The sequence below is a fragment of the Rhodococcus sp. NPDC019050 genome, from assembly GCF_055664235.1.
The window spans coordinates 1-22,796 of the sequence record NZ_JBVOON010000029.1 but is presented as its reverse complement, the minus strand read 5'-3'; the positions used below and the strand labels follow the sequence as shown (position 1 = coordinate 22,796).

At 68.1% G+C, this 22,796-nt stretch carries 19 protein-coding genes, 1 tRNA gene, 1 rRNA gene and 2 pseudogenes; 2 read left to right on the top strand and 21 right to left on the bottom strand.

Going from position 1 to position 22,796, the window contains the following annotated elements; all coding sequences use genetic code 11:
* Window positions 1-218: 218 nt before the first annotated feature.
* Window positions 219-866 carry an NAD(P)-dependent oxidoreductase gene (locus AC0B44_RS20815; protein ID WP_471904644.1) on the bottom strand — a complete coding sequence of 216 codons (648 nt, stop codon included), beginning with the start codon at window positions 864-866 and terminating at the stop codon, window positions 219-221.
* Window positions 867-1,015: 149 nt separating this feature from the next.
* Between AC0B44_RS20815 and AC0B44_RS20810 the strand changes: the two genes are divergently transcribed.
* Entirely contained in the window at window positions 1,016-1,978 is a 963-nt protein-coding gene (locus AC0B44_RS20810) for an AraC family transcriptional regulator (RefSeq protein ID WP_471904643.1), read from the top strand.
* A gap of 142 nt (window positions 1,979-2,120) precedes the next feature.
* On the opposite strand, the gene AC0B44_RS20805 is transcribed toward AC0B44_RS20810, so the two are convergent.
* A complete protein-coding gene (locus AC0B44_RS20805; RefSeq protein ID WP_471904642.1) occupies window positions 2,121-3,038 on the bottom strand; it encodes an alpha/beta hydrolase in 918 nt (305 codons plus the stop codon).
* Window positions 3,039-3,141: 103 nt separating this feature from the next.
* Here AC0B44_RS20805 and AC0B44_RS20800 point away from each other — a divergent pair, with 103 nt between their 5' ends.
* The gene (locus tag AC0B44_RS20800) at window positions 3,142-3,687 is read left to right on the top strand and encodes a TetR/AcrR family transcriptional regulator (protein WP_471904641.1); all 546 of its coding nucleotides are present in this window, start codon (window positions 3,142-3,144) and stop codon (window positions 3,685-3,687) included.
* 314 nt (window positions 3,688-4,001) lie between these two features.
* On the opposite strand, the gene AC0B44_RS20795 is transcribed toward AC0B44_RS20800, so the two are convergent.
* From AC0B44_RS20795 to rrf, 19 genes and pseudogenes are all read right to left on the bottom strand, one after another.
* Window positions 4,002-4,075: transfer RNA gene (locus AC0B44_RS20795), tRNA-Pro, on the bottom strand.
* Window positions 4,076-4,178: 103 nt separating this feature from the next.
* The gene (gene der / locus AC0B44_RS20790) at window positions 4,179-5,603 is read right to left on the bottom strand and encodes a ribosome biogenesis GTPase Der (protein WP_471904640.1); all 1,425 of its coding nucleotides are present in this window, start codon (window positions 5,601-5,603) and stop codon (window positions 4,179-4,181) included.
* Window positions 5,600-6,262 (bottom strand): (d)CMP kinase, encoded by a 663-nt coding sequence (gene cmk / locus AC0B44_RS20785; protein WP_471904645.1) that lies wholly within the window; start codon window positions 6,260-6,262, stop codon window positions 5,600-5,602. Before cmk ends, der begins: the two co-directional genes overlap by 4 nt.
* Window positions 6,263-6,306: 44 nt before the next feature.
* Window positions 6,307-7,359: pseudogene (locus AC0B44_RS20780) on the bottom strand (pseudouridine synthase); the annotation flags it as partial.
* A gap of 445 nt (window positions 7,360-7,804) precedes the next feature.
* The gene (scpB, locus tag AC0B44_RS20775; RefSeq protein WP_471904639.1) at window positions 7,805-8,509 is read right to left on the bottom strand and encodes an SMC-Scp complex subunit ScpB; all 705 of its coding nucleotides are present in this window, start codon (window positions 8,507-8,509) and stop codon (window positions 7,805-7,807) included.
* Window positions 8,506-9,333, bottom strand: coding sequence for a segregation and condensation protein A (locus AC0B44_RS20770; protein ID WP_471904638.1), 828 nt, complete (start codon window positions 9,331-9,333; stop codon window positions 8,506-8,508). The genes scpB and AC0B44_RS20770 overlap by 4 nt, the downstream gene beginning before the upstream one ends.
* A gap of 63 nt (window positions 9,334-9,396) precedes the next feature.
* Window positions 9,397-10,350, bottom strand: coding sequence for a ParA family protein (locus AC0B44_RS20765; protein WP_471904637.1), 954 nt, complete (start codon window positions 10,348-10,350; stop codon window positions 9,397-9,399).
* A gap of 147 nt (window positions 10,351-10,497) precedes the next feature.
* On the bottom strand, window positions 10,498-11,469 hold the full coding sequence (gene xerD / locus AC0B44_RS20760) for a site-specific tyrosine recombinase XerD (protein WP_471904636.1): 972 nt from the start codon (window positions 11,467-11,469) through the stop codon (window positions 10,498-10,500).
* Entirely contained in the window at window positions 11,421-12,050 is a 630-nt protein-coding gene (locus tag AC0B44_RS20755; RefSeq protein ID WP_471904635.1) for an NUDIX domain-containing protein, read from the bottom strand. Before AC0B44_RS20755 ends, xerD begins: the two co-directional genes overlap by 49 nt.
* A gap of 4 nt (window positions 12,051-12,054) precedes the next feature.
* Window positions 12,055-13,806 carry a CTP synthase gene (locus AC0B44_RS20750; protein ID WP_471904634.1) on the bottom strand — a complete coding sequence of 584 codons (1,752 nt, stop codon included), beginning with the start codon at window positions 13,804-13,806 and terminating at the stop codon, window positions 12,055-12,057.
* A 193-nt stretch (window positions 13,807-13,999) separates the two neighbouring features.
* Window positions 14,000-14,956 (bottom strand): copper transporter, encoded by a 957-nt coding sequence (locus tag AC0B44_RS20745; RefSeq protein ID WP_471904633.1) that lies wholly within the window; start codon window positions 14,954-14,956, stop codon window positions 14,000-14,002.
* On the bottom strand, window positions 14,953-16,137 hold the full coding sequence (gene steA, locus AC0B44_RS20740; RefSeq protein ID WP_471904632.1) for a putative cytokinetic ring protein SteA: 1,185 nt from the start codon (window positions 16,135-16,137) through the stop codon (window positions 14,953-14,955). The genes AC0B44_RS20745 and steA overlap by 4 nt, the downstream gene beginning before the upstream one ends.
* Before the next feature lie 99 nt (window positions 16,138-16,236).
* Window positions 16,237-18,006 carry a DNA repair protein RecN gene (recN, locus tag AC0B44_RS20735; protein WP_471904631.1) on the bottom strand — a complete coding sequence of 590 codons (1,770 nt, stop codon included), beginning with the start codon at window positions 18,004-18,006 and terminating at the stop codon, window positions 16,237-16,239.
* Window position 18,007: 1 nt separating this feature from the next.
* Window positions 18,008-18,940, bottom strand: coding sequence for an NAD kinase (locus tag AC0B44_RS20730; RefSeq protein ID WP_471904630.1), 933 nt, complete (start codon window positions 18,938-18,940; stop codon window positions 18,008-18,010).
* A 98-nt stretch (window positions 18,941-19,038) separates the two neighbouring features.
* Window positions 19,039-19,863 carry a TlyA family RNA methyltransferase gene (locus AC0B44_RS20725; protein ID WP_471904629.1) on the bottom strand — a complete coding sequence of 275 codons (825 nt, stop codon included), beginning with the start codon at window positions 19,861-19,863 and terminating at the stop codon, window positions 19,039-19,041.
* Window position 19,864: 1 nt separating this feature from the next.
* Complete coding sequence (locus AC0B44_RS20720; protein WP_471904628.1) at window positions 19,865-20,083, bottom strand: hypothetical protein; 219 nt, start codon at window positions 20,081-20,083, stop codon at window positions 19,865-19,867.
* 53 nt (window positions 20,084-20,136) lie between these two features.
* A complete protein-coding gene (locus AC0B44_RS20715) occupies window positions 20,137-21,174 on the bottom strand; it encodes an HAD-IIA family hydrolase (RefSeq protein WP_471904627.1) in 1,038 nt (345 codons plus the stop codon).
* Window positions 21,171-22,313 (bottom strand): annotated as a pseudogene (locus AC0B44_RS20710) (tetratricopeptide repeat protein); the annotation flags it as partial. The pseudogene AC0B44_RS20710 and the gene AC0B44_RS20715, both read right to left, overlap by 4 nt.
* Window positions 22,314-22,708: 395 nt before the next feature.
* A 5S ribosomal RNA gene (gene rrf / locus AC0B44_RS20705) occupies window positions 22,709-22,796 on the bottom strand; the annotation flags it as partial.

The following is a 22,796-nucleotide window of genomic DNA, read 5'->3' as shown; positions in this document are numbered from 1 at the left end:
ATTCAACCTTCGCAAGTCGAATTATCCCAGTTCAGGGCACCATTCTTCGTGTTTGACACGGGTTTCCACTCAATCAGCATGAAATCCCGAGGCTAGATACGGATTCAGTGTGCTGGGCACGGTTCCAACTCCTTCTGTGTCGGGAAACGCTCGGTCGTGGTGTGGCAGTGCCACGCCGTGACAGACCCGCGGCGTGGCACTTTCTCATCGGGACACACTCACGACACCGCAATCGTCTTTCCGGCGTAGTCCGGCCGCTCGACGGCGTCGGCGAGGGCCTCACCGACCGCACCGCGGGCCACGTGCCAACCCGCGACCTCCCCCGTGTCGGACGTCGTCGCCGTACCGGATTCCTCGTCCGTGAGGTTGACCGGTTGCACGAGTGTCCAGAGGACGTCGCTGCCCCTCACGAGAGCGTCCTGTTTCTCGGTGTCCGCGATCTGCGGACCGAGTAGCGCCCGGAACATCAACGCGTATCGCCGGGGCAGCTTGCCGCGGGTGTCCCCCACGCCGTACGAGGTCTGCACGACGAGGCGCCGAACGTCGTGGCGTCCCATCGCGGCCACGATGTTGCGCGTGCCGCGTGAGCGCACATCGAGAGCCGTCCCTGCCGGTCCGCGCATCCGCACGCGGACGGGGTTTTCGCTGATCCCGAGCGTGACGACCACTGCGTCCTGACCGCGCACCGCGACATCGACGTCCTCCGGCCGGGTGGCGTCCCCGGTGACGACCGTCGATCGCCCGGCGAGATCTCCCAGTGCCGTGTCGTTCCGGACGAACACCGTGACGTCGTGACCACGGCGGAGAAGCGCGGTCACCGCCGCCCTCCCGGAACCTCCTGTTGCACCGACCACCAGTACTTTCATGTTGTCCTCCTCGTTCGCGTCCATAGTTCTGTGTCCGAAATCCAGGCTATGGCGCCGATTCAGGACCCTCCATGCCCCGGAGCCCGGGTTTTATGCCCGTTCGTCCGGTGCGACTGGACGACGGGTCGCAAGGGCGGGATTGTGGCCCTATGACGAACGCGACCGGTGCGGCCACATATCCGTGGACGCCGGTGGACCCCCTCGGGGAAGCACTGCACCTGCTGCGGATGCGCGGGGGGTTCTACTGCCGATCCGAGCTGAGTGCGCCGTGGGGTCTGGAGATGCCGGCGTTCACCGACAGTTCGAGCTTCCATCTGGTCGTCTCGGGCGAGGCATGGCTCGATGTTCCCGGGGCACCGCCCGCGCGCATGCTCCCCGGCGAATTCGCGGTGGTGCCCCACGGGACGGGCCACCTGATCCGCAGCGAGCCGGCCGCGGCCCGCACCGGTCGCGTCGACACGCTGCCACAGCAGATGATCGGCGATCACTATTCGGTTCTGCGGCACGGTGGGCGCGGTGACCCCACCGTGCTCGTATGCGGCATCGTCGAATTCGACCATCCGACCGCGCGGAGACTGGTGTCGTTGCTGCCACCGGTCCTGCGGATCGACTCGGCGCGGGGAACCGCGTCGCAGGTACTCGCGCTGATGGCGGACGAAGCGCGCCGGGTGCGGCCCGGTGGCGAGGCAGTGCTGACCCGGTTCGCCGACATCCTCGTGATCCTCGCGATCCGAAGCTGGGTCGAATCCGACCCCGCAGCACGGGACGGGTGGGTCGGGGCGCTGCAGGACCCGCAGGTGGGTCGCGCGCTCGCGGCGGTACACCACAGTCCGGAGGGGCCGTGGAGTGTCGCCGGGCTGGCTCGCGAGGCGGCGATGTCACGATCTGCGTTCGCTGCGCGGTTCACCGAATTGGTCGGGGAACCGCCCATGCGGTACGTCGCCCGGTGGCGGATGGAAACAGCGGCCGTGGCGTTGCGCAGGGGCGCGACAGTGACCGAACTCGCCACGCGATCGGGGTACGAATCCGAGGCTGCATTCGCGCGCGCGTTCAAGCGGGCGACGGGAACAACCCCGGGAGCGGTACGGCGGCGCGGGACTCCGTCAGCGTGAATCCGTCAGCGTGAAGCCCCTCCGGTTCGAGCATCTCCGTCGGACTTGACGAACTCGAACAGGCTGGTCCAGTTGTCCCGCCCTCATATCCTCGGGAGAATCGCACCGCCGGGGTAGGGCAGGGCCGTTGTCGACGGTGTCGTCATCGGGTGCCTCCGACATGGCGATCCAGGAAAGCGATCTGATCGGTCACAATCTGCTCGAAGTGCGGGTCCAGATAGGGTTCGAAGTGCGTGCAGTCATAGGAGCGCACTTCACCCCGCGGGATGCGCGACGCGATCTTCCGAGCCTTCGCATACGGGGTGACGTCGTCCTTTGTGGCGAGCTGAACCAGCGTCGGAGCGGTGATGTCGGCTGCCTTCCGACCCGGTGAGTAGAACGGCACGCGTAGCGCGATCCGAGCGGCCACATCATTCTCGGCCAGTAGTTTCTCGAGTTGGTCACCGGCCATTCGCTCGACCAGCGCGTAGGCCCCGGGGGAGGTCATCATCGCGAGGTCGCCGGGTCTGCCGATGGACTTGACCCGATGGGGCGGGCGGCCCAGCCACGCCCCGACCTGATCGCGCACGGCCGCTACGACAAGGCGGGCGACGAGGGTGGGGGCTTGCGCGAACGCCGAAGCGGGTCCGGTCACGTGGGGCACCTGCACGATCGCGGCAGCAAGCGCGTGATCCTGGGCGGCCAGGTCCAAGACGTGTCCACCACCGAATGAGGATCCCCACCCGACGATGCGCGTTGTGTCGACGTTGTGCAGGCTGCGGGCGTAGGCGATGGCGGCACGCCAGTCGGCGTGCTGCCGACCGATGTCGAGGATGCGGCGAGGTTGTCCTCCGCTGGCCCCCCAGTGGCGATAATCGAACACCAGCGCTGCATATCCAGCTTGGGCAAACCGTGCAGCGTATGCGTCCAGTCGCAGTTCGCGGAACGCGGCGAAGCCGTGCGCCAGCACGACGACGGGTGGATTCTCGACGCCATCGGGCCGATACAGCCATGCGGCGCAGGGTGTCCCGTCGGACAGGAATGTCACGTCGTGTCGGACGTAGCTGTATGGGTGAGTCACAGTGTTCCCCCGGTCGAGTATCTTGAATGATATTCAACACCAAGTAGCAGTGCCTTGAACGGCATCGAGGATGGGACCTGGACCGCCCGAGGGGAACCACGCCATGGCACGCAACAAGCGCCCGCAACCCGCCGACGAGAAGCGCGCAGAAATCGTGGCGGCCGCCCGGCGGCTGTTCGTCGAGGATGGCTACGACGCCACTTCGATGAGCCGACTCGCCAGGGAAGCCGAGGTGGCGCCGAACACTATCTACTGGTACTTCGGAAACAAGGACGACGTCTTGATCGCAGTTCTCACAGCGGTCATGGCCGACGTGTGGCCGCGCTACCAGGACGTCGCCGGCGAGCCCATTGCTGCCCGGCTGGCTTGGGTGGTCCGAGAACTCACGGACATGAGTCACCTGGTGACGACGGTGCACGCCCGCGTCGAGCACTCTCCGGCCGTCGCCGAATGGCATCAAAGTTTCCATGCGATCACCGGCAGTCTGTTCCGCTACGAGCTCGAGAAGGCCGGAGTCGCCACCCCGACCGTGGACGCCGAAGTGATGATCGGCATTTTCACCATCGAAGGACTCCTCGCGCACCACCAGGACGAATCTCGGCAACGCACCATCTGCGATGCTCTGGCTTCGCGCTGGACACTGGCGTAGTTGTGCCGGAAATGGGCTCTCGGAGCTCCACGAGACCCGTTCGAGACGTGTACTGGTCTCCCGATCGCCGTCCCTGAGAGCTGGGATCGGGGCAGGGTCGCCGTCCTCGCGACCCGCGAGCGTATGGCCGCCTCACGACTCGGTGGGGCACCCGGAGACGTCCACGACGTCGAGCTCCCCATCCGGCTTATCGCCGCGAGCCGTGTGAGGGGATATGCGCCACAAGGCAGCTATCCGCGCTGAATCCAGGGCTCGAACGCAGTCGAGGCGGTCTCGGATTTCTCCGAAACCGCCTCTGACACGCTATTCCTCGGTCGGGCTGACAGGATTTGAACCTGCGACCACTTGACCCCCAGTCAAGTGCGCTACCAAGCTGCGCCACAGCCCGTCCGCGCTCTCTCGAGCGCTCGTTGAGATTACAACAGGGACGGCTGGAAACGCTAATCGCCTGGTCAGAGCCTTATGTTCGTCGGGGCGTCATGGCCGTGGCGCTACGCCTTGCGGCGGTCGCGCTTCTCCCGCACGCGCACGGAGACACGAACCGGGCTGCCGTCGAAGTTGAACTCCTCGCGCAGCTTCCGTTCGATGAACCGGCGGTACCCGGCCTCGAGGAACCCGGTGGTGAACAACACGAACGTCGGCGGCCGCGTAGCTGCCTGCGTCGCGAACATCACACGCGGCAACCGGCCACCGCGCATCGGCGGAGGCGTCGCGGCCACGATCTCCTTGAGCCAATTGTTGAGGCGCCCGGTGGAGATGCGCTTGTCCCAGGACTCCAGCGCCGTTTCCATCGCAGGCACAAGCCTCTGCACCGACCGGCCGGTCTTGGCGGAGATGTTGACCCGCGCCGCCCACGGCACCCGCGACAGGTCACGTTCGATCTCGCGACCCAATTCGTAGCGCCGGTCCTCGTCGACCAGATCCCACTTGTTGAACGCGATCACCAGCGCCCGGCCCGATTCCACGACCATCGTGATGACACGCTGATCCTGTTCGGTGATGGGCTGGGACGCGTCGATCAGCAGCACCGCGACCTCCGCGGCCTCGATCGCCGCGCGCGTCCGCAGCGACGCATAGAACTCGGCGCCCGAGGCCTGCGTGACACGCTTGCGCAGACCCGCGGTGTCGACGAATCGCCACGGCTTGCCTCCGAGTTCGACGAGCGAGTCGACGGGGTCGACGGTGGTGCCGGCAACATCGTGCACCACCGACCGCTCGTCGCCCGCCAGCTTGTTGAGCAGGCTCGACTTGCCGACGTTCGGCTTGCCGACGAGCGCAACGCGGCGAGGTCCTCCCCCACCGGTTCCTTCCCGCGGAGTCGCGGGCAGCTTCTCCAGCAGGTCGTCGAGCAGATCGCCGGTGCCGCGGCCGTGGGTGGCGGACACGGAATAGGGCTGACCGAGGCCGAGCGACCACAGTGCGGCAGCTTCGGCTTCGACCCGGTCGTCGTCGACCTTGTTGGCGACGAGCAACACGGGGGTCTTCGAGCGCCGGAGCACCTTCGCGACGGCTTCGTCGACGTTGGTCGCGCCGACTGTCGCGTCGACGACGACGAGAATCGCGTCGGCGGTCCGCATCGCGATCTCGGCTTGCTGCGCGACGGACTGCATCATGCCCTTGGCGTCGGGCTCCCACCCGCCGGTGTCCTGCACCATGAAGCGGCGCCCGGACCACGTGGCCTCGTAGGAGACACGGTCGCGGGTGACGCCGGGGACGTCCTCCACGACTGCCTCACGGCGTCCGATGATGCGGTTGACCAGCGTCGACTTTCCGACGTTGGGCCGTCCGACGACCGCGACGGTCGGAACCGGAACGAACTCTTCGAACTCTTCACCGCCGGTGAGATCGAGATCCCACTCGGCTTCTTCCGACCATGTGCCGTCGCCGGCGAATTCTGTGGTGACGTCGTCGCTCACAGCGTCGCTCCCGTCTGCTCGGTGACCACTGCGACGAGCGCAGCGACCACCTCGTCGATGTTCATATCGCTGGTGTCCACGACGACCGCGTCGTCCGCCGCGCGCAGCGGTGACACCGCGCGGGTGGAGTCGAGGTGGTCGCGGCGCTGTACTGCCGCGAGGACCGCCTCGTAGTCGTCGCCGCGGCCTTCGGCGATGTTCTGGTTGTTGCGCCGGTGGGCGCGTGCCTCCGGGGAGGCGGTGAGATAGATCTTCACGTCCGAGTCGGGGAAGACGACGGTGCCGATGTCCCGTCCCTCGACGACCACGCGTCCCGCGGCGCGTCCGAGTCGCTGCTGTGCCTCGACGAGGAACGTGCGCACCTCGGGCACAGCGGAGACCGCGGAGACCGCCGCGGTGACCTCGGCGCTGCGGATGACCTCACGGACGTCCTCGCCGTCGAGGCGGATGTCCTCGACGGTGGGATCGGTGCCGATGGACCAGGGCAGGTCCGCGGTCGCGGCGGCGATGGCTGCCGGATCCGTCAGGTCGGTTCCGCACCGCAGCGCGTGCAGCGTCGCGACCCGGTACATCGCACCGGTGTCGAGATAAGCCGCGTGCAGGTGCATCGCGAGTCGCTTGGACACGGTGGATTTACCGGTCCCGGACGGTCCGTCCATGGCGACGATCAGTGCACCGTCCTCGGCGAGCGGGCCGGAGCCGGTCACAGGCCGACCGCCTCGTACAGTCCGCCGACCTCCTTGCGTCCGAGGACGCGGAGCGTGCCGGGCCGCTGGTCGCCGAGCGCGACGGGACCGATGTTGGTGCGGACCAGACGGATCACAGGGTGGCCCACTGCGTCGAGGAGCCGGCGAACGATGTGCTTGCGGCCCTCGTGCAGTTCGAGGCGAACCCGGGACTGACCGTTGAACACCTCGAGCAGCGCGAACTGGTCGACTGAGGCGGGGCCGTCCTCGAGTTCGACACCCTCCTTGAGCTTCTTGCCGACACCGCGGGGAAGTTCGCCCTTGACCGTCGCCAGGTACGTCTTGGTGACCTCGAACGACGGGTGCATGAGCCGGTGGGCGAGTTCGCCGTCGTTGGTGAGCAGCAACAGCCCTTCGGTGTCGGCGTCGAGGCGGCCGACATGGAACAGACGCTGACCGGCGGCGATGCGTTCGGAGACGATGTCGCCGACGCAGGGACGCCCGAGGTCGTCGGACATGGTGGACTGCCAGCCACGCGGCTTGTTCAGCACGAGGTGGACGAGGTCCTTCTTGACGACGACACGCGTTCCGTCCACGCGGATGACGGCGTTCTCCGGATCGACGCGAAGGCCCTGCTCGACCACGATCTTGCCGTCGACCTCGACGCGTCCGGCGTCGATGAGTTCTTCGGCGGCCCGGCGTGATGCGACGCCTGCCTGGGCGAGCACCTTTTGCAGGCGCACACCCTCACCGGCGGGAAGCTGGGCGGGGCCGGCATCGCGATGCTGGTGCCGTGCGGGCTTCGCATTGCTGATCGTCGGGTTGGGGGTGGGCCGCTTCGCGGCGGGTTTCGCCGCTGCCGGGCGTCCGCGCTTGTTCAGCGTGGTGCCCTTGCGGTGGGTCTTCTTGGCGGCGTCCGGCGTCGAGGTCTCTGCCCGTCGATCCGGGCGAGCGTCGGTACGGCGATCGGAGCGAGCGTCGGTACGTCCCTCCGCCCGGCGATCGGGACGAGAGTCCGTACGGCGGTCGGTACGGGCGTCGGTCCGGTACTCGGGACGACCTTCGGTACGACGGTCGGAACGGCCTTCGGTACGACGGTCGGAGCGGAAATCCGAACGGCCTTCCGTACGACGGTCGGTCCGGTGATCCGGACGACCTTCGCTACGGCGGTCGGAGCGGAAATCCGAACGACCCTCGGAACGGCGATCAGGGCGACCCTCGGTACGGCGATCGGAACGGAAGTCCGAACGACCTTCCGTCCGGCGATCAGGGCGACCTTCGGTACGACGGTCGGTGCGGTGATCCGAACGACCCTCGGTACGACGATCGGTACGGAAATCCGAACGACCCTCGCTACGGCGATCAGGGCGGGAGTCGGTACGACGATCGGGACGAGCGTCCGTCCGGTTGTCAGAGCGCTGAGCGCGAGGATTCTGAGCCTTCGCGGCGCGGGGATTACTACGATTGCGGTCCGGTGTGCCATCACGGCGAGCGGGTGTATTCACTTGATTCCTGTCAATTCTCTGGATCGAACTCCGCGGGCGAGAGTGTCTCGGTACGCGCGTTCTTTCCTATTCTCTCAAATCGTGGGTCCGACTCGAGACTCTCAGAGATGTCATCGATCACATCGACGTCCGGAAGTAGGGGTCCGACGGGCGGGAGATCCTGCAACGACGCCAGGCCGAGCCGTTCGAGAAACAGTTCTGTGGTGACGTAGAGCGTCCCGCCGGTCTCGCGGTCCGTGCCCGCCTCGGCGATCAGGTCGCGCGCGAGCAGGGTGCGCATCACCCCGTCGACGTTGACGCCGCGCACGGCACTGACGCGGCTTCGGGTCACCGGTTGCCGGTAGGCGACGACGGCGAGTGTTTCGAGAGCCGCGCGAGTGAGCTTTGTGCGCGCGCCACCTTGCAGCAGTTTTTCGACATACGGTGCGAACTCGCGGCGCGTGTAGAAGCGCCACCCGTCGCCCGCGATCCGCAGATCGATGCCCGACCCCCGCGCGGTGAGGCTGGCGGCGAGACCGCGCAACGCACTCTCCGCACGGTCGGCTGTCACTCCGATGGCGGATGCGAGTTGCTCGGTGGGCGCGGGTGTGTCGACGACGAGAAGCAGCGCTTCGAGCGCGGCGACGAGTTCGTCGTCCGCCATCTCCAGCAGTTCGGCGTCCCAGGCCCGCTCGTCGGCGGTGCCGCCGACGTCTGCAACGTGGTCCTGGCTCATCCGTAGTCCTCCTCGAAGTCGACGGCGGTGTCGTCGTTCTCGCCGGTCCAGGCGACCTGCAACGGCCCGAGCGGATCGGGCTGCTCGAACGTGACGGCACGTTCCCGGTACAGCTCGAGCAGAGCCAGGAACCGGGCGACGATCTGCAGTCCGAGTTCGCACTCGGCGGTCAACTCGTCGAACCCCACCCAGACCCCGGCGCCGCGCTGTTCGAGAAGCGCGAGGATCAGCGCCGCCTGCTCGGGTACCGACACGGTGGGGACGTGCAGGTGGTCGAGTCCCACCGTGGGTACGGGTTTGGGGCGGAACGCGGCAGCGGCGATCTCCGCGAAGCGCTGCGCGTCGACACCGAGGACGACATCCGGCACCAGGTTCTCGAAGCATTCCTCGAGCGAGACGGCACGCGGATATCGGCGCAGTGCAGCGCTTTCGAGTGCGGCGAACTGCTCGGCGACCTGTTTGTAGGCGCGGTACTGCAGCAATCGTGCGAACAGCAGGTCGCGGGCTTCGAGGAGCGCGAGGTCTTCGGGGTCGTCGACGTCCCCGGACGGCAGCAGTCGCGCGGCTTTCAGATCGAGAAGGGTCGCGGCGACGACGAGGAACTCGGTGGTCTGGTCGAGACCGAGTTCCGGGCCGAGTCTGCGGGTGTAGGCGATGAATTCGTCGGTGACCTCGTGGAGCGCGACTTCGGTGACATCGAGGCGACGTTGCGTGATCAGGCTGAGCAACAGGTCGAAGGGGCCCTCGAAGTTGCGCAGGCTGAGATGGAAGCCGACAGGCGCATCCGTATTCGCGGTGCCAGGATCCGATGGGGTGACGGTCACATCGATGGGGTCCGGACGGGCTGCTTCAGGGGAAGCGGTGTCCGGTGCGGCGGTGTACACGGATCAGCGGCCGGTCCGGTGGATGACTTCTCGCGCCAGCGCACGATACGACTCGGCGCCGGCGGAGGCCGGAGCCCACGTGGTGATCGGTTCACCCGCGACGCTGGTCTCGGGAAATTTGACGGTGCGGCTGATCACCGCGTCGTAGACGAGGTCGCCGAACACCTCGACGACACGCGACATCACTTCCCGGCCGTGCAGGGTGCGCGAGTCGTACATGGTGACGAGGATCCCGGCGACCGTCAGCTTCGGGTTGAGCCGGTCGCGGACCTTCGCGACGGTGTCGTTGAGCAGCGCGAGTCCACGCAGACTGAAGAATTCGCATTCCATCGGGATGAGCACCGAGTCGGCGCAGGCCAGCGCGTTGACGGTGAGAAGCCCGAGCGACGGCTGGCAGTCCACCAGGATGTAGTCGTAGCGGTCGAGGACCGGGTACAGCGCCCGTCCGAGGGCCTGTTCGCGTCCGACTTCGGACACGAGTTGGATCTCGGCGGCCGAGAGATCGATGTTGCTGGGCAACAGGTCGAGGTTCTCCAGGTGCGTGTGGACGAGGACGTCGTCGGCGGAGACGCGGGGATCGACGAGAACGTTGTGGACGGTCAGGTCGAGCTCGTGATGCGCGACCCCGAGGCCCGCCGACAACGCGCCCTGCGGGTCGAGGTCGACGAGCAGCACCCGTCGTCCGCATTCGGCGAGCGAGGCTCCGAGGTTGATCGTGGAGGTCGTCTTGCCGACCCCACCCTTCTGGTTGCACATCGCGATGATCTTCGCGGGACCGTGGGAGGAGAGTGGCGCGGGTTCGGGTATCACGCGGCGGGGACGGCCCGTAGGTCCGAGTTCGACGTCGGCGACCGGCGGCGGCGCGGGCTCCGGTTGCCGCGACCCGGTGGCAGCGAGTGCCCAGCCGGGCGTGCGGGTCGGTGTGGTTTCTGTGGCGGGTGGCTGAGGTGTGCCCACGTTCGGTACTCCCCCTGTCTGGCGACCCGGTCGGTCTCTCCGGATCTGTGTGTCACCGGACGTGATCCGGCTGCCGTTCCGTTACACGAACGCTACCGCCTCGAGGCCCTGATCACTGCACGGACACGCGCCGCCACGCGGTGTTACTCATCTCGCGCGCGGATGTGCTCCGGCCCATACCTCGCGCATCGCACCCACCGTGACCAGCGTATATATCTGAGTCGTTGTCACAGAAGCATGCCCCAGTAACTCCTGTACCACGCGCACGTCCGCACCCCCGTCCAGGAGATGGGTGGCAAAGGAGTGCCGAAGGGTGTGGGGCGAGACCTTCGTGTCGATTCCGACGCGTTCCGCGGTGGCGCGCAGGACGCTCCAGGCGCTCTGGCGGGAGAGCCTGCCGCCGCGCGCATTGAGGAAGAGCGCGGGTGTGTGCCCCCCGGCGAGCGCCGGCCGGCCGCGCACCAGATACGCGTCGAGAGCGGTGAGAGCGGGACGCCCGATGGGGACGAGGCGCTGTTTGCCTCCCTTGCCCCGGAGCAGCGCGGCACGCGACTCGATGTCGTCGACGTCGAGCCCGATCGCCTCCGAGATCCGGGCGCCCGTGGAGTACAGCAGTTCGAGGAGGGCGCGGTCGCGCAGACCGCGCGGGCCGTCCGCTTCCCCACCGGCTGCGTCGAGCAGCGCGGCGACCTGGTCGACGGTCAGCGATTTCGGGAGTCGTCGCCCGGGGCTCGGGGGGCTGATGGCACGGGCGACGTCCACGGGTGTGTGCCCTTCGGCCGCGGCGAATCGGTGCAGGCCACGCACTGCGATGAGTGCGCGGGCCACCGAACCGGCGGCGAGGGCGGGATATCCCCCGTCGGGATCGCCGCGCCGGAGTGCGACCCCGAAGTCCGCGATGTGCTGTTCCTCCACGGCGGCGAGATCGTCGATGTCGCGGTCGGCGAGGTAGCCGAGGTATCGCGTCAGATCCCGGCGGTAGGCCGCAAGGGTGTTGCGGGCTGCGCCGCGTTCGACGGTGAGATGGTCGAGATAGGCGTCGAGTTGCCGGGCGAGCGCGCTCCCCGGGCTCACTGCTCGGCGCGGGTGCGGGCGAAGGTGTTGGGGCGGTCCGGCCATGCGGCCTCCGGCGTGCGGAGAAACCGTCCTCCGGTGGCGCGGGTGGCGGCGTACGCGAGAATGCCCGACACCGCGGTGGCATTGACGATGTCGCCGCGCAACGCCATCGCGACGGCTTCGTCCACGGGCACGAATTCCACCTCAAGGTCCGCTTCCTCATGGACCGGATCCGGACGGTCGACGGAGGTGAGTCCCCGCGCGCCGAACACCCGTACCGCCTCGTCGGTGAACCCCGGCGACAACGCGATGTCGACGAGCACTTCCCACTCGGCGGCCGCGAGTCCCGTCTCCTCGGCGAGTTCGCGGCGGGCCGTGTCGAGCGGATCCTCCCCCGGCGCGTCGAGGAGTCCGGCGGGCAGTTCCCACAGTCGCCGGCCCAGCGGATGCCGGTACTGATGTACGAGCACCACTCGGTCCTTGTCGTCGACAGCCACCACGGCGACCGCGCCGTGGTGCTCGACGACTTCCCGTTCGGCGGTCTGCCCACCGGGCATGACCACCTCGTCGACGCGCAGCGACACGATGGCGCCGGTGTAGATCCGTCTGCTGGACCGGGTGCTGAATTCGTGTCGCTGCGCCATCGAGTTACTCGGAGTCGCCGGAACCGGAGGCGGACGCGACCGGCTCTGCGGCGGGCGACGCCGCGCTACCGCCGTGCACGTCGACCGGCAACCGCTCGGCAGCCTTGTACTCCAGTGCCGCGGCGATCAGGCCGGCGAACAGCGGGTGCGGGCGGGTCGGGCGGCTCTTGAGTTCCGGATGCGCCTGGGTGGCGACGAAGTAGGGATGGGTGCTCGCGGGGTACTCCACGAACTCCACGAGGCGGCCGTCGGGTGAAGTACCCGAGAACACCAGGCCCGACTTCGCGATCTCGTCGCGGTAGGCGTTGTTGACCTCGAAGCGGTGCCGGTGCCGCTCGGAGACGTGCTCGGAGCCATACGCCTTGGCGACGACCGAGCCCTTCTTCAACGTGGCGGGGTACGCGCCGAGGCGCATCGTCCCGCCGAGGTCGGCTTCACCCGCGACGGCCTGTTCCTGATCGGCCATCGTCGAGATCACCGGGGCGGTGGTGTCGGGGTCGAATTCGGTCGAGGACGCGTCGGTGATCCCGACGGACCGCGCCGCTTCGATGACCACACCCTGCAGGCCGAGGCACAGCCCGAGCAGCGGGATCTTCCGGACACGGGCGAAACGGATCGCGCCGAGCTTGCCTTCGATGCCGCGGATACCGAACCCGCCGGGGATCAGCACGGCGTCGACGTCACCGAGATGCTTCTCGGCGCCGGCTTCGGTTTCGCATTCGTCGGAGGCGACCCAGCGGATCTTCACCTTGGCGCGGTGCGCGAACCCACCGGCACGCAGCGCTTCGGTGACCGACAGGTAGGCGTCGGGCAGGTCGATGTACTTGCCGACGAGTGCGACCTCGACGGTTTCGCGCGGGTTGTGGACGCGCTCGAGCAGGTCGCCCCACACCGTCCAGTCGACATCGCGGAACGGCAGTCCGAGCTGACGCACGACGTAGGCGTCGAGGCCCTCGCTGTGGAGCACCTTCGGGATGTCGTAGATGCTCGGGGCGTCGGGGCACGAGATGCATCCGGCGAGGTCGACGTCGCACATGAGCGAGATCTTGGCCTTGAGCGAGGCCGGGACATCACGGTCGCAGCGCAGCACGAGTGCGTCGGGCTGGATACCGATGTTGCGCAGCGCAGCAACGGAGTGCTGGGTGGGCTTGGTCTTCAGTTCGCCGGACGGTCCGAGGTAGGGCACCAGCGACACGTGCAGGAAGAAGCAGTTGTCGCGGCCCACTTCGTGACGCACCTGTCGTGCGGCCTCGAGGAAGGGCTGGGATTCGATGTCGCCGACGGTGCCGCCGATCTCGGTGATCACCACGTCGGGGATCTGGCCCTCGGCGTCGGGGGCGGCCATCGCGAGGATGCGCCGCTTGATCTCGTCGGTGATGTGCGGGATCACCTGGACGGTGTCGCCGAGGTATTCGCCGCGGCGTTCCTTGGCGATCACGGTCGAGTAGACCTGGCCGGTGGTGACGTTCGCGTCGGCGCTGAGGTCGCGGTCGAGGAAGCGCTCGTAGTGGCCCACGTCCAGGTCGGTCTCGGCGCCGTCCTCGGTGACGAAGACCTCACCGTGCTGGAACGGATTCATGGTGCCGGGGTCGACGTTGAGGTACGGGTCCAGCTTCTGCATCGTGACCCGCATTCCGCGGGCGGTGAGCAGCGCTCCCAGGCTCGACGCGGTGAGACCTTTGCCGAGCGAGGACGCGACGCCCCCGCTGACGAAGATGTGCTTGGTAGCGGTACGCGAATGGCGTGACTGTGGCAAAAGAGCTCCCGTGACGTCAGGTGCAGGGCTTTTGGACTGATAGTGATGCAGCTGGGGCCTGCCGACCCACGGAACTTCACGGTAACACCTATTGCCGCCGGGGTGTACTCGACTCGCCCGTATCGGACTTCGGTGCCGTGGACGTCACATTTCCGGACGCTCGACGAGGCCTGCCCCGAGGGCGGGACGACGCTCAGCGCGCCGCGGGTCCCACGGTCACGGCACTCGCGCCCGGGCCCGTGCCGTAACGTCCGGCAGCGCCGTCGAGCTGTTCCTGCATCGCGAGAATCGTGGTGATCCGTCCCGCTTCCCGCTCGAGATTGTCCACGGTCGACAGGCCCGAGGACAGTGCCGCGTCGGCGCGGACCACCGCGACAGCACCGTTTCCGTTGGCAGCACCGGGTCGTCCGGCGAGAACGGCGCCGGCTCCGCGAGCGTCGAGAGCCGCGGCGAAGCGGGCCACGAGCGCCCCCCGGTTCCCGCCGGCAGCGTCGGCGTCGTCGGGATCGGGTTGTCCGGTGACGACCAGCGCCGCCTGCGCCGGGGTCACTTCTGCGTCGTCGTAGCCGATGTAGCCGCCGCTGCGGAGCGTGGTCAGGGCCAGTGCGCGTTCCTCCGGTGTGCTGCGGGGTTGGCCGGTCGCCGGGTCGACGAGGAGGACAGCCCCGAGGAGGTCCCCGGCGAGGCTGCCCGGGTCGACGGCGCCCGTCTGCAACTCCACGCCGGCGGGAATGACATTGGTGACCGTGGTCCGCAGTTGATCGGCTCCCGCGGCGCCGACGAAGGAGTCGGTGAGCGCCAGCCTGCCGGTGACCCGGCCTCCGGCGTCCCCCACGGTGCGGATCAGTGCGTCGACGTCGCCGGGATCGGCGTCGGGTGTGGTGACGACGAGGACGGTGCGATCGGTGAGTGCGTCACGCACGACTCGCGGTGCGACGGTTGCGTCGAAGCCGTCGGCGGCGAGCAGTTGCCCGTCGAGCAGGGCTGCGCGGTCCTCGGCGTCCTGCAGTTCCTGCCTCATCTCGGCCTTGTCGTCGCGCAGACCCGTAACGAGGCTGCTCGACAGCAGCCCCGATCCGAGGACGATGCCGACAGCCAGGGCCAGGAACACGGCCACCAGCGAGACGGCATGGTGACGCATGGAAATCACGCCTGCAGACCCCGAACCCACTCGACCAGGCTGTCCCACCACTCCTGAGCCAGAGCGACGACGTCGCCGCCGAGGTTGGAGACGACCAGCGCGGCGATGACTGCGATCAGGGCGGCGAAGACCAGCAGAGCGATCATGCCGCCGGAGACGCGACTGCGGTACAGGGTGGCCACGGCCTTGGCGTCGACGAGTTTCGGTCCGACCTTCAGGCGGGTCATCACCGCCGACGGGTTGGTGTCGCGGCGGCCCTGGTCGAAGAACTCGTCCAGGGAGACGGTGCTGCCGACGGTGACCACGAGGGCGGCCCCGTGGTGGTCGACGAGCAGAAGCGCGAGGTCCGTGGGTGTTCCGGCAGCGGGGAACGTCATCGCCCCGATACCGAGGTCCTGGATCCGCTCGAGCCCGGGAGCGTGGCCGTCCGGGTCGGCGGGGAGCACCACCTCGGCACCGGATTTGAGTGTGGCGGTGCCGATCCCGTCGGGGTCACCGACGATCAGATCCGGCCGGTACCCGGCCTTGGTCAGCGCGTCCGCACCCGGCCCGACGCCGACGAGGATCGGCGAGTACTCCTTGATGAACGGCTTGAGATCCTTGAGGTCCTGCACGTGGCCGGGACCGTCGGAGACGACCACGACGTGCCGGTCGCGCAGGTCGAGGTCGATCTCCGGGATGCCGACACCGTCGATGAGCAGTGGACTCTCCGAGCGGATGAACTCGATGGTGTTGCCGGAAAACGCTTCGAGGTGGTCGACGAGGCCGGTTTTCGCTTCGATCATCCGGTCGGAGATCTCCGCCTCGGTTTGTTCGTCGCCCTGGACCAGAAGACGTTCACCGGCGTAGACGCCGCCGTCGTAGATCCGGACCTTCGCGCCGTCCTTGATCTTCTTGAACGTCTCGGCGCCGGTGTTGTCGACGAGGAGGATGCCGTTGGCGACGAGCACCTCGGGGCCGAGGTTCGGGTATCTGCCCGAAATGGATGCGGATGCGTTGACGACCGCCGAGACTCCGAATTCGACGAGGGTATCGGCGGTGACGCGATCGAGATCGACGATGTCCAGGACGACCACATCGCCGGGACCTACCCGGCGCAACAGTTTCGCGGAGTTCGTATCGACCCTCGCGATACCGCTGACTCCGGGCAACGTTTCGTTGGTGCGTGACAGCAGCGCCGGCATCTTCATGCCAAAGATGATGCTCCCGAGTTCCGGCCAGTTATCGGAGGCGCGCCGACACGACGCCCCTGCAGGCTCCGGCGACGCCCTCCCTCGTGGCAGGTCCCCTCAGTGGGCTCGTTCGGCGTGCGCGACGGCGAGCAGTTCCTCGGCGTGTGCGCGTCCCGTTTCCGTGTCGTCGAGGCCGGCGAGCATCCGGGCGAGTTCGGCGACGCGCTCGGCGTCCGACAACGTCCGCACACCGCTGCTCACAACCCCGGCACGGTCGTCCACCTTGTCCACCACCAGATGTGTGTCCGCGAACGCCGCCACCTGCGGAAGGTGGGTGACGACGATGACCTGGTGGGTGCGGGACAACCGGGCGAGCCGACGGCCGATCTCGACTGCGGCGCGGCCTCCGACACCCGCGTCGACCTCGTCGAAGACCATGGTGGCGCCGCGCTCGGAACCGGCGAGCACCACCTCGAGCGCCAGCATCACACGCGACAGTTCGCCACCTGACGCACTGCGCGCCAGCGGCAGCGCGGGGGCACCGCCGTGCGCGGCGAGCCGGAACTCGACTTCGTCGACGCCGGAATCACCGGCGTGCAGCAGGCGGTCGCCGACGGGAAGCGGAGCGGAATCGCCCGTCGCGGCTTCCCGCTCGCGGATCTGCACGTCGAGCACGGCACGGCCCATCGCCAGACCGGCGAGTTCTTTGCTCACCGCTTTCGCCAGCTTCCCCGCCGCCTTGTGACGTGCCGCCGACAATGCCGTCGCGGCCTCCGCGGTGGCCGCTGCCTCGGCATCGACCTCGGCGGCAAGTTTGTCGAGGGTTTCGGCGGAGACGTCGAGACTCGAGAGCCTTTCGCGGGCGGTGTCCGCCCACTCGAGAACTCCGTCGACGTCCGCGGCGTACTTCCGGGTGAGGGTTTTCAGCTCGGCCTGCCGATTGAGCAACTTCTCGAGTGCGCTCGGATCGGACGGGAGATCCCCGAGATACCCCGACAGATCGCCCGCGACATCCGTGACCACCGCGATCGCGTCGTCCAGGCGCGGCCCGAGGTCGCGCAGAGCGGGGTCGTCGCTGCCGTCGACGCGGGAGCGTGCCTCGCCGAGCAGGTCGAGCGCGGAGCGCGCCTCGTCGCCGTCGGCGGCGTCCTGACCGGCGAGCACGGCGTGCGCACCCGTCGCAGCTTCGCGCAGGGAATCGAGATCGGACAGGCGCCGGACCTCGTCGACGATCCGGGCGTCCTCCCCCGGTTCGGGAGCGACGCGCTCGATCTCGTCGAGGCCGAACTGGAGCCGGTCGGCTTCCTGCGCCAGTTCGCGGGAACGTTCGGTGCGTTCGTGCAGTTCGGCTCGGGCGTCGAGCCACCGGCGACGGTGGGTCCGGTAGCGCTCGAGCAACGAAGTGATCGACTTGCCGCCGAAACGGTCCAGGGCTGAGCGCTGCTCTCCCGGCCGGAGCAGACGCAACTGGTCGTTCTGCCCGTGCACCGTGAGCAACGGGTCCGTGAACTCGGAGAGCACACCCACGGGGACGCTGCGTCCTCCGAGATGTGCACGCGACCGGCCGTCGCTGCCCACGCTGCGGACGGCGATGATGCTGCCGTCCTCGTCGCGTTGCGCGCCTGCGGCTTCGAGCAGTCGGGCTACTTCTTTCTCGACGTGACTGGCGCCGTCGTCGACACTGAAGCGTCCCTCGATCACGGCGCGGTTCGCGCCGACGCGCACCCGCGCCGGGTCTGCCCGGACCCCGGAGAGCAGGTGCAGGCTCGTGACCACCATGGTTTTGCCGGCGCCGGTTTCACCGGTGAGCACGGTCAATCCACCGTGGAATCGGGCGCTCGCCTCGGAGATGACGCCCAGGTTGTCGATCCGGATCTCTGCGAGCATCTCAGAGTTTCCTTCCCCGCCAGCCCTTCACCGGAAGTTCGAATTTCCGCACCATCCGATCCGCGAACGGTGCCGAATCCAGCCGCACCCAGCGGACCGGGTGCCGGCCACGCACCACATCGAGTCGTCCACCCGCGGGCAACTCGAGCGTGCGGCGGCCGTCGCAGAACACCAGACCGTCGTGACCCCCCGCGAGAGTTTCGACGGCAATGATCGATTCGGGACTGGTCACCAGCGGTCGTGCGAACAACGCGTGCGCGTTGCTCGGAATCACCAGCAACGCCTCGAGTTCCGGCCACACCACCGGACCACCCGCCGAGAACGCGTACGCGGTCGAACCCGTCGGTGTCGCGATGAGCACCCCGTCGCATCCGAACGACGACACCGGCCGGCCGTCGACCTCGAGTACCACTTCGAGCACCCCGAGTCGGCTCTTGTTCTCGAGACTCGCCTCGTTCAGCGCCCAGCCGCGGTCGACGATCTTGTCGTCGACGCGGATGGTCACGTCCAGAGTCATACGTTCTTCGATGCGGTACTCGCGGCGCGCGACCTGACGGAGTGCGTCCTCGAGGTGTTCGGCCTCGGCTTCGGCGAGGAACCCGATACGCCCGAGGTTGATCCCCAGGACCGGGACCGATGCAAATTGTGCGAGTTCGGCGGCGCGGAGGAAGCTTCCGTCACCGCCCAGCACGATGACCATCTCGCAGCCCGCGGCCGCGTCGGGACCGGGCTCGACGACTCGGATGAAGCTGCCGGGGATCGCCAGGACCCCGAGGCCGTTGCTGGCGGATTCGTCCTCGAGCACTCTGAGTCCGATACCGGCCTCGCCCAGGACTTTTGCGACCCGGAGCGCAGTCGTGGCGATCTCGTCGCGTCCCGAGTGGGATACAAGCAGGATCTCGCGCTCGACGTCCCCGCTACGGAGCGCTTGCACCTGCCCCGCCTCGGGGTTCGGCTGCGCCGGCCCTGATGTCCCCGGGTTCGGCTCCGCCGGCCCTGATGTCCCCGGGTTCGGCTCCGCCGGCCCTGATGTCACTGTGGTCCTTCCTGTACTGCGCGGTGGACGAGTTCGGTGACAGCCGGGTCGAGTTCCTCGGCGCCCGGATCACCGGCCTGCAGCCACAGGAAGTACTCCACGTTGCCGGACGGCCCCGGCAACGGGCTTGCGACGACGCCCCGCGTGCGGAGTCCGGCCCGCTGTGCCTCGCGCGCCACATCGAGTACCGCTTCGGCCCGCAACTCCGGGTCACGGACGACACCGCCGCTGCCGACCCGGTCTTTACCGACTTCGAACTGCGGCTTCACCATCGGAAGGAGATCGGCGCCGGGGGCCGCACATCGCACGAACGCCGGCAACACCAGTTTCAAGGAGATGAACGACAGGTCCGCCACCACCAATTCGACCGGCCCTCCGATGAGATCCGCGTCGATGGTACGCACATTCGTTCGATCGATCACGTGGACACGCGGGTCGGATTGCAGCCGCCACACGAGTTGTCCGTAGCCGACATCGACCGCGACGACCTCGGTGGCACCTTCGTGCAGGAGGACATCGGTGAATCCGCCCGTCGATGCGCCCGCGTCGAGGCATCGCTTGCCCGACACCTGCAAGCCCTGGGGGGTGAAGGCTTCGAGCGCTCCGAGAAGTTTGTGTGCGCCTCGCGAGGCCCAGGACACTTCGTCCGCGACCTCGGTGACCAGGAGCGGCGTGTTCGGCTCGACTGCGGTGGCGGCCTTGGTCGCCACCGTGCCTGCGATCAGCACCCGTCCTGCGGCGATCAGTTCGCTGGCGTGCTCGCGCGAACGCGCCAGTCCTCGACGTACCAGTTCTGCGTCGACTCTTGCTCGGCGCGCCACGTCAGATCTTGTCCACGGTCGCCAGTGCCTGCACGAGAACCTCGTGGGCCTGGTCGAGCAACTGGGCCTGCCGCGAGATCCCGACAGCTGTGTCGGAGGCGTCTGCGCTCTCGCGCGCACGCGCCAGCAACGCGTCGACCTCGCCGTGGATACGGTCGGGATCGATCGCTGCCCGTGGACCGGGAATGTGTTCGCCTGGACGTGGAATAGACGTGCTCATCACCGACCACGCTAGTCCATTCACACCACGACCGGCACACGGGACGACGCGAATCAGAGAGCGATGCCCCACTCGGAGATCACGTTATGCGCGTGCTCGTCACCGGCAACGACCCTGCCGAAACCGGGGTTCGACCAGGCCGCACCCAGCAGCCCGCGCAACACCTCCATGGCGTCACCGGGTTCTCCTGTGGACTCGAGGTGGAGATCTCCGCCGTCGAACCGGGCGTTCCACTTCCCGCACGGGGCCACCCGCGTCCGCGACACGGGAACGTCGAGACAGCCCAGCGACGCACCGACATAGGTTGGCCGCTGCTCTGCGGGAGCGCGCAACAGATCCTCCACCGTACTGACGCCGGTCAGGACCAGAAGGGAATCCGCACCGACGGCGTTGGCACCTTCGATATCGGTGTCGAGACGGTCGCCCACGACCAACGGCCGCAGCGCGGCCGATCGACGGATCGCGTCCTCGAGCAGCGGCGCCGCCGGCTTGCCCGCAACGACGGGTTCCGCACCGGTGGCGTGCCGCACCGCGGCCACCATCGACCCGTTACCGAGCACGAGACCGCGTTCGGTGGGCAGCGTCGAATCGATGTTCGTCGCGACCCACCAGGCACCGGCACGAATGGCGAGGGTCGCCTCGGCCAGGATCGCCCACCCGGTCTCGGGTGAATGCCCTTGAACTACCGCGACAGGCTTCGCGTCGGCGGTGCGCACCGGGTCGAGTCCGACCCGGGCGACCTCCTCTACCAATGCCTCGGTGCCGACCACCAGGACCGGCGCACCCGCGGGTACCTGTTCCGCGAGTAGGCGGGCAGCGGACTGCGAGCTCGTCACGACCGAGGAATCCTCGGCAGGAAAGCCCAGGTCGCGGAGGTGCCGGGCGACGTCGCCCGGCCGACGACTCGCATTGTTGGTGACGTAGAAGAGCTTGTCGCCGGTGGTCAGCGCCTCCCGCGCACCCGGTACAGCATCCGCGCCTCGATAGACCGTGCCGTCGAGGTCGAGAAGCAGTACGTCGTAGAGGGAGCGGAGAGTCTCGTCGGGAACCTCGGTCGGCACGTGGCCGAAAGCTTCTCCCGGTGAGGTCACAAGTCTCCTCCGGTGAGCTCCTCCACCCGATCCTCGGCGTCGGTGACGCCTTCGATGTCGGCTTCGGCAGCGTGCAGGAACCACTGCACGCCTTCTTCTGCGCGTCCCGCGGCCACCAGAGCGTCGGCGTACGCGTAGAACAACCGGGCTGCGGGCGTACCGCTCCGGGTCGGGTCGAGATCGGACGTCTGCAATGTCACGACGGCCTGGTCGTACTGGCCGAGATCCATACGGGCTCCGGCGACGACGATCCGCAGCTCACTGGCTTCGTCGCCCGTGAGGGCACGCCCTTCTTCGCTACGCCCGAGCTCGATGGCCTTCTCCGGGCGGCCGAGGCCGCGCTCACAGTCGGCCATGACGGCCAGCAGTGCCGTGCCGCCGGACATGCGGCGTGCGGCGCGCAATTCCGACAATGCCTCTGCCCATTCCCCGGCGTGGTACGCCGTGATACCGGCGGCCTCACGCACGACCGCAATTCGGCCGGCGCGCTGACGTGCGGCACGAGCATGGGCCAACGCGAGACGCGGGTCGTCGTCGATGAGCTTGCCGGCCATGACAAGGTGACGTGCCACGGCGTTGGCGTTCAGCTTGTCGAGACTGAGCAGATCGCGCCGGATCGTCGGATCCAATTCGGATGCCTCGACGTTGTCGGGCAGATCGGGCTCGTCGGGGCGGGCGTCGCGGCGCGGGTTGCCTCCGTCGCGGCCACCTGCCGGACCGAAGCTGCCTTCGCCGCCACGACGGCGAGGTGCGTCGTCGCCACGGCGGTCGCCGCCGTAGCTGCGGGCTCCGCGGGTGTCGCCACCCCGGCTGTCGGTGCGATCACGATCACCGGACGGGCGGCTGGGTCGGTCTCCGCGTCCACCTTCACCGCGGGGCCGGTCGGATGAGGGCCGGTTGCGGTCGCCGAACTGGCGGCCACGGTCGTCTCCCCTGCTCTGTCGCGGGTCTGCGCTGCGGTTCGGACGGGAATCGCCTTCCCGACGCGCACGCGGATCGTCGCTGCGGCTGGGCCTGCGATCGTCATCGCGGCTGGGCCGGCGATCATCGTGGCGGTTCGGTCGCGAGTCGTCGCGGCGCCGGTCGCCGTAGGGCTGGTCGCGCTGCGGCCTGGCCCCACGGTCGGACCTGTCATCGCTGCGAGGCGGGCGGGCGTCGCCTTCACGACGGGGCCGGGAGTCGCTGCTGCGGTCGGGTCGCGAATCGCCTTCCCGGCGGGGACGCGAATCTTCGCTTCGTCCGCGCTGGGCACGATCGGGGTAGGAGCGGTCGCCGCTCCGCTGCGGACGGCGGTCTTCACCACGGCCGGCGGAGGAATCTTCACGCCTGTCGCCGGTCTGCCTGCGGTCGTCGTTGCCGCGGTTGCCCTGCGAGCCTTCTTTGCCTTCGCCCCGGCCCGACCAGGGAGTAGATCCTCCACTCCGGAAGGATCGACGCTCACCGTTGTTGTCGGACACAGAAAAAATCCTTTCATAAAAGCACGATAAAAACACGAAAGGGGACCCAATTATTGGGTCCCCTTTCGGTAACGGGTGTTCGGCGGTGTCCTACTCTCCCACACCCTGACGAGTGCAGTACCATCGGCGCAATGGGGCTTAGCTTCCGGGTTCGGAATGGGACCG

Excerpts from the sequence above, each read along its gene's own strand:
- AC0B44_RS20815 (WP_471904644.1), bottom strand. The coding sequence starts at position 866 with ATGAAAGTACTGGTGGTCGGTGCAACAGGAGGTTCCGGGAGGGCGGCG.
- AC0B44_RS20810 (WP_471904643.1), top strand. The coding sequence starts at position 1,016 with ATGACGAACGCGACCGGTGCGGCCACATATCCGTGGACGCCGGTGGAC.
- AC0B44_RS20800 (WP_471904641.1), top strand. The coding sequence starts at position 3,142 with ATGGCACGCAACAAGCGCCCGCAACCCGCCGACGAGAAGCGCGCAGAA.
- cmk (WP_471904645.1), bottom strand. The coding sequence starts at position 6,262 with ATGGACGGACCGTCCGGGACCGGTAAATCCACCGTGTCCAAGCGACTC.
- scpB (WP_471904639.1), bottom strand. The coding sequence starts at position 8,509 with ATGAGCCAGGACCACGTTGCAGACGTCGGCGGCACCGCCGACGAGCGG.
- xerD (WP_471904636.1), bottom strand. The coding sequence starts at position 11,469 with ATGGCCGGACCGCCCCAACACCTTCGCCCGCACCCGCGCCGAGCAGTG.
- AC0B44_RS20755 (WP_471904635.1), bottom strand. The coding sequence starts at position 12,050 with ATGGCGCAGCGACACGAATTCAGCACCCGGTCCAGCAGACGGATCTAC.
- steA (WP_471904632.1), bottom strand. The coding sequence starts at position 16,137 with ATGAAGATGCCGGCGCTGCTGTCACGCACCAACGAAACGTTGCCCGGA.
- recN (WP_471904631.1), bottom strand. The coding sequence starts at position 18,006 with ATGCTCGCAGAGATCCGGATCGACAACCTGGGCGTCATCTCCGAGGCG.
- AC0B44_RS20720 (WP_471904628.1), bottom strand. The coding sequence starts at position 20,083 with ATGAGCACGTCTATTCCACGTCCAGGCGAACACATTCCCGGTCCACGG.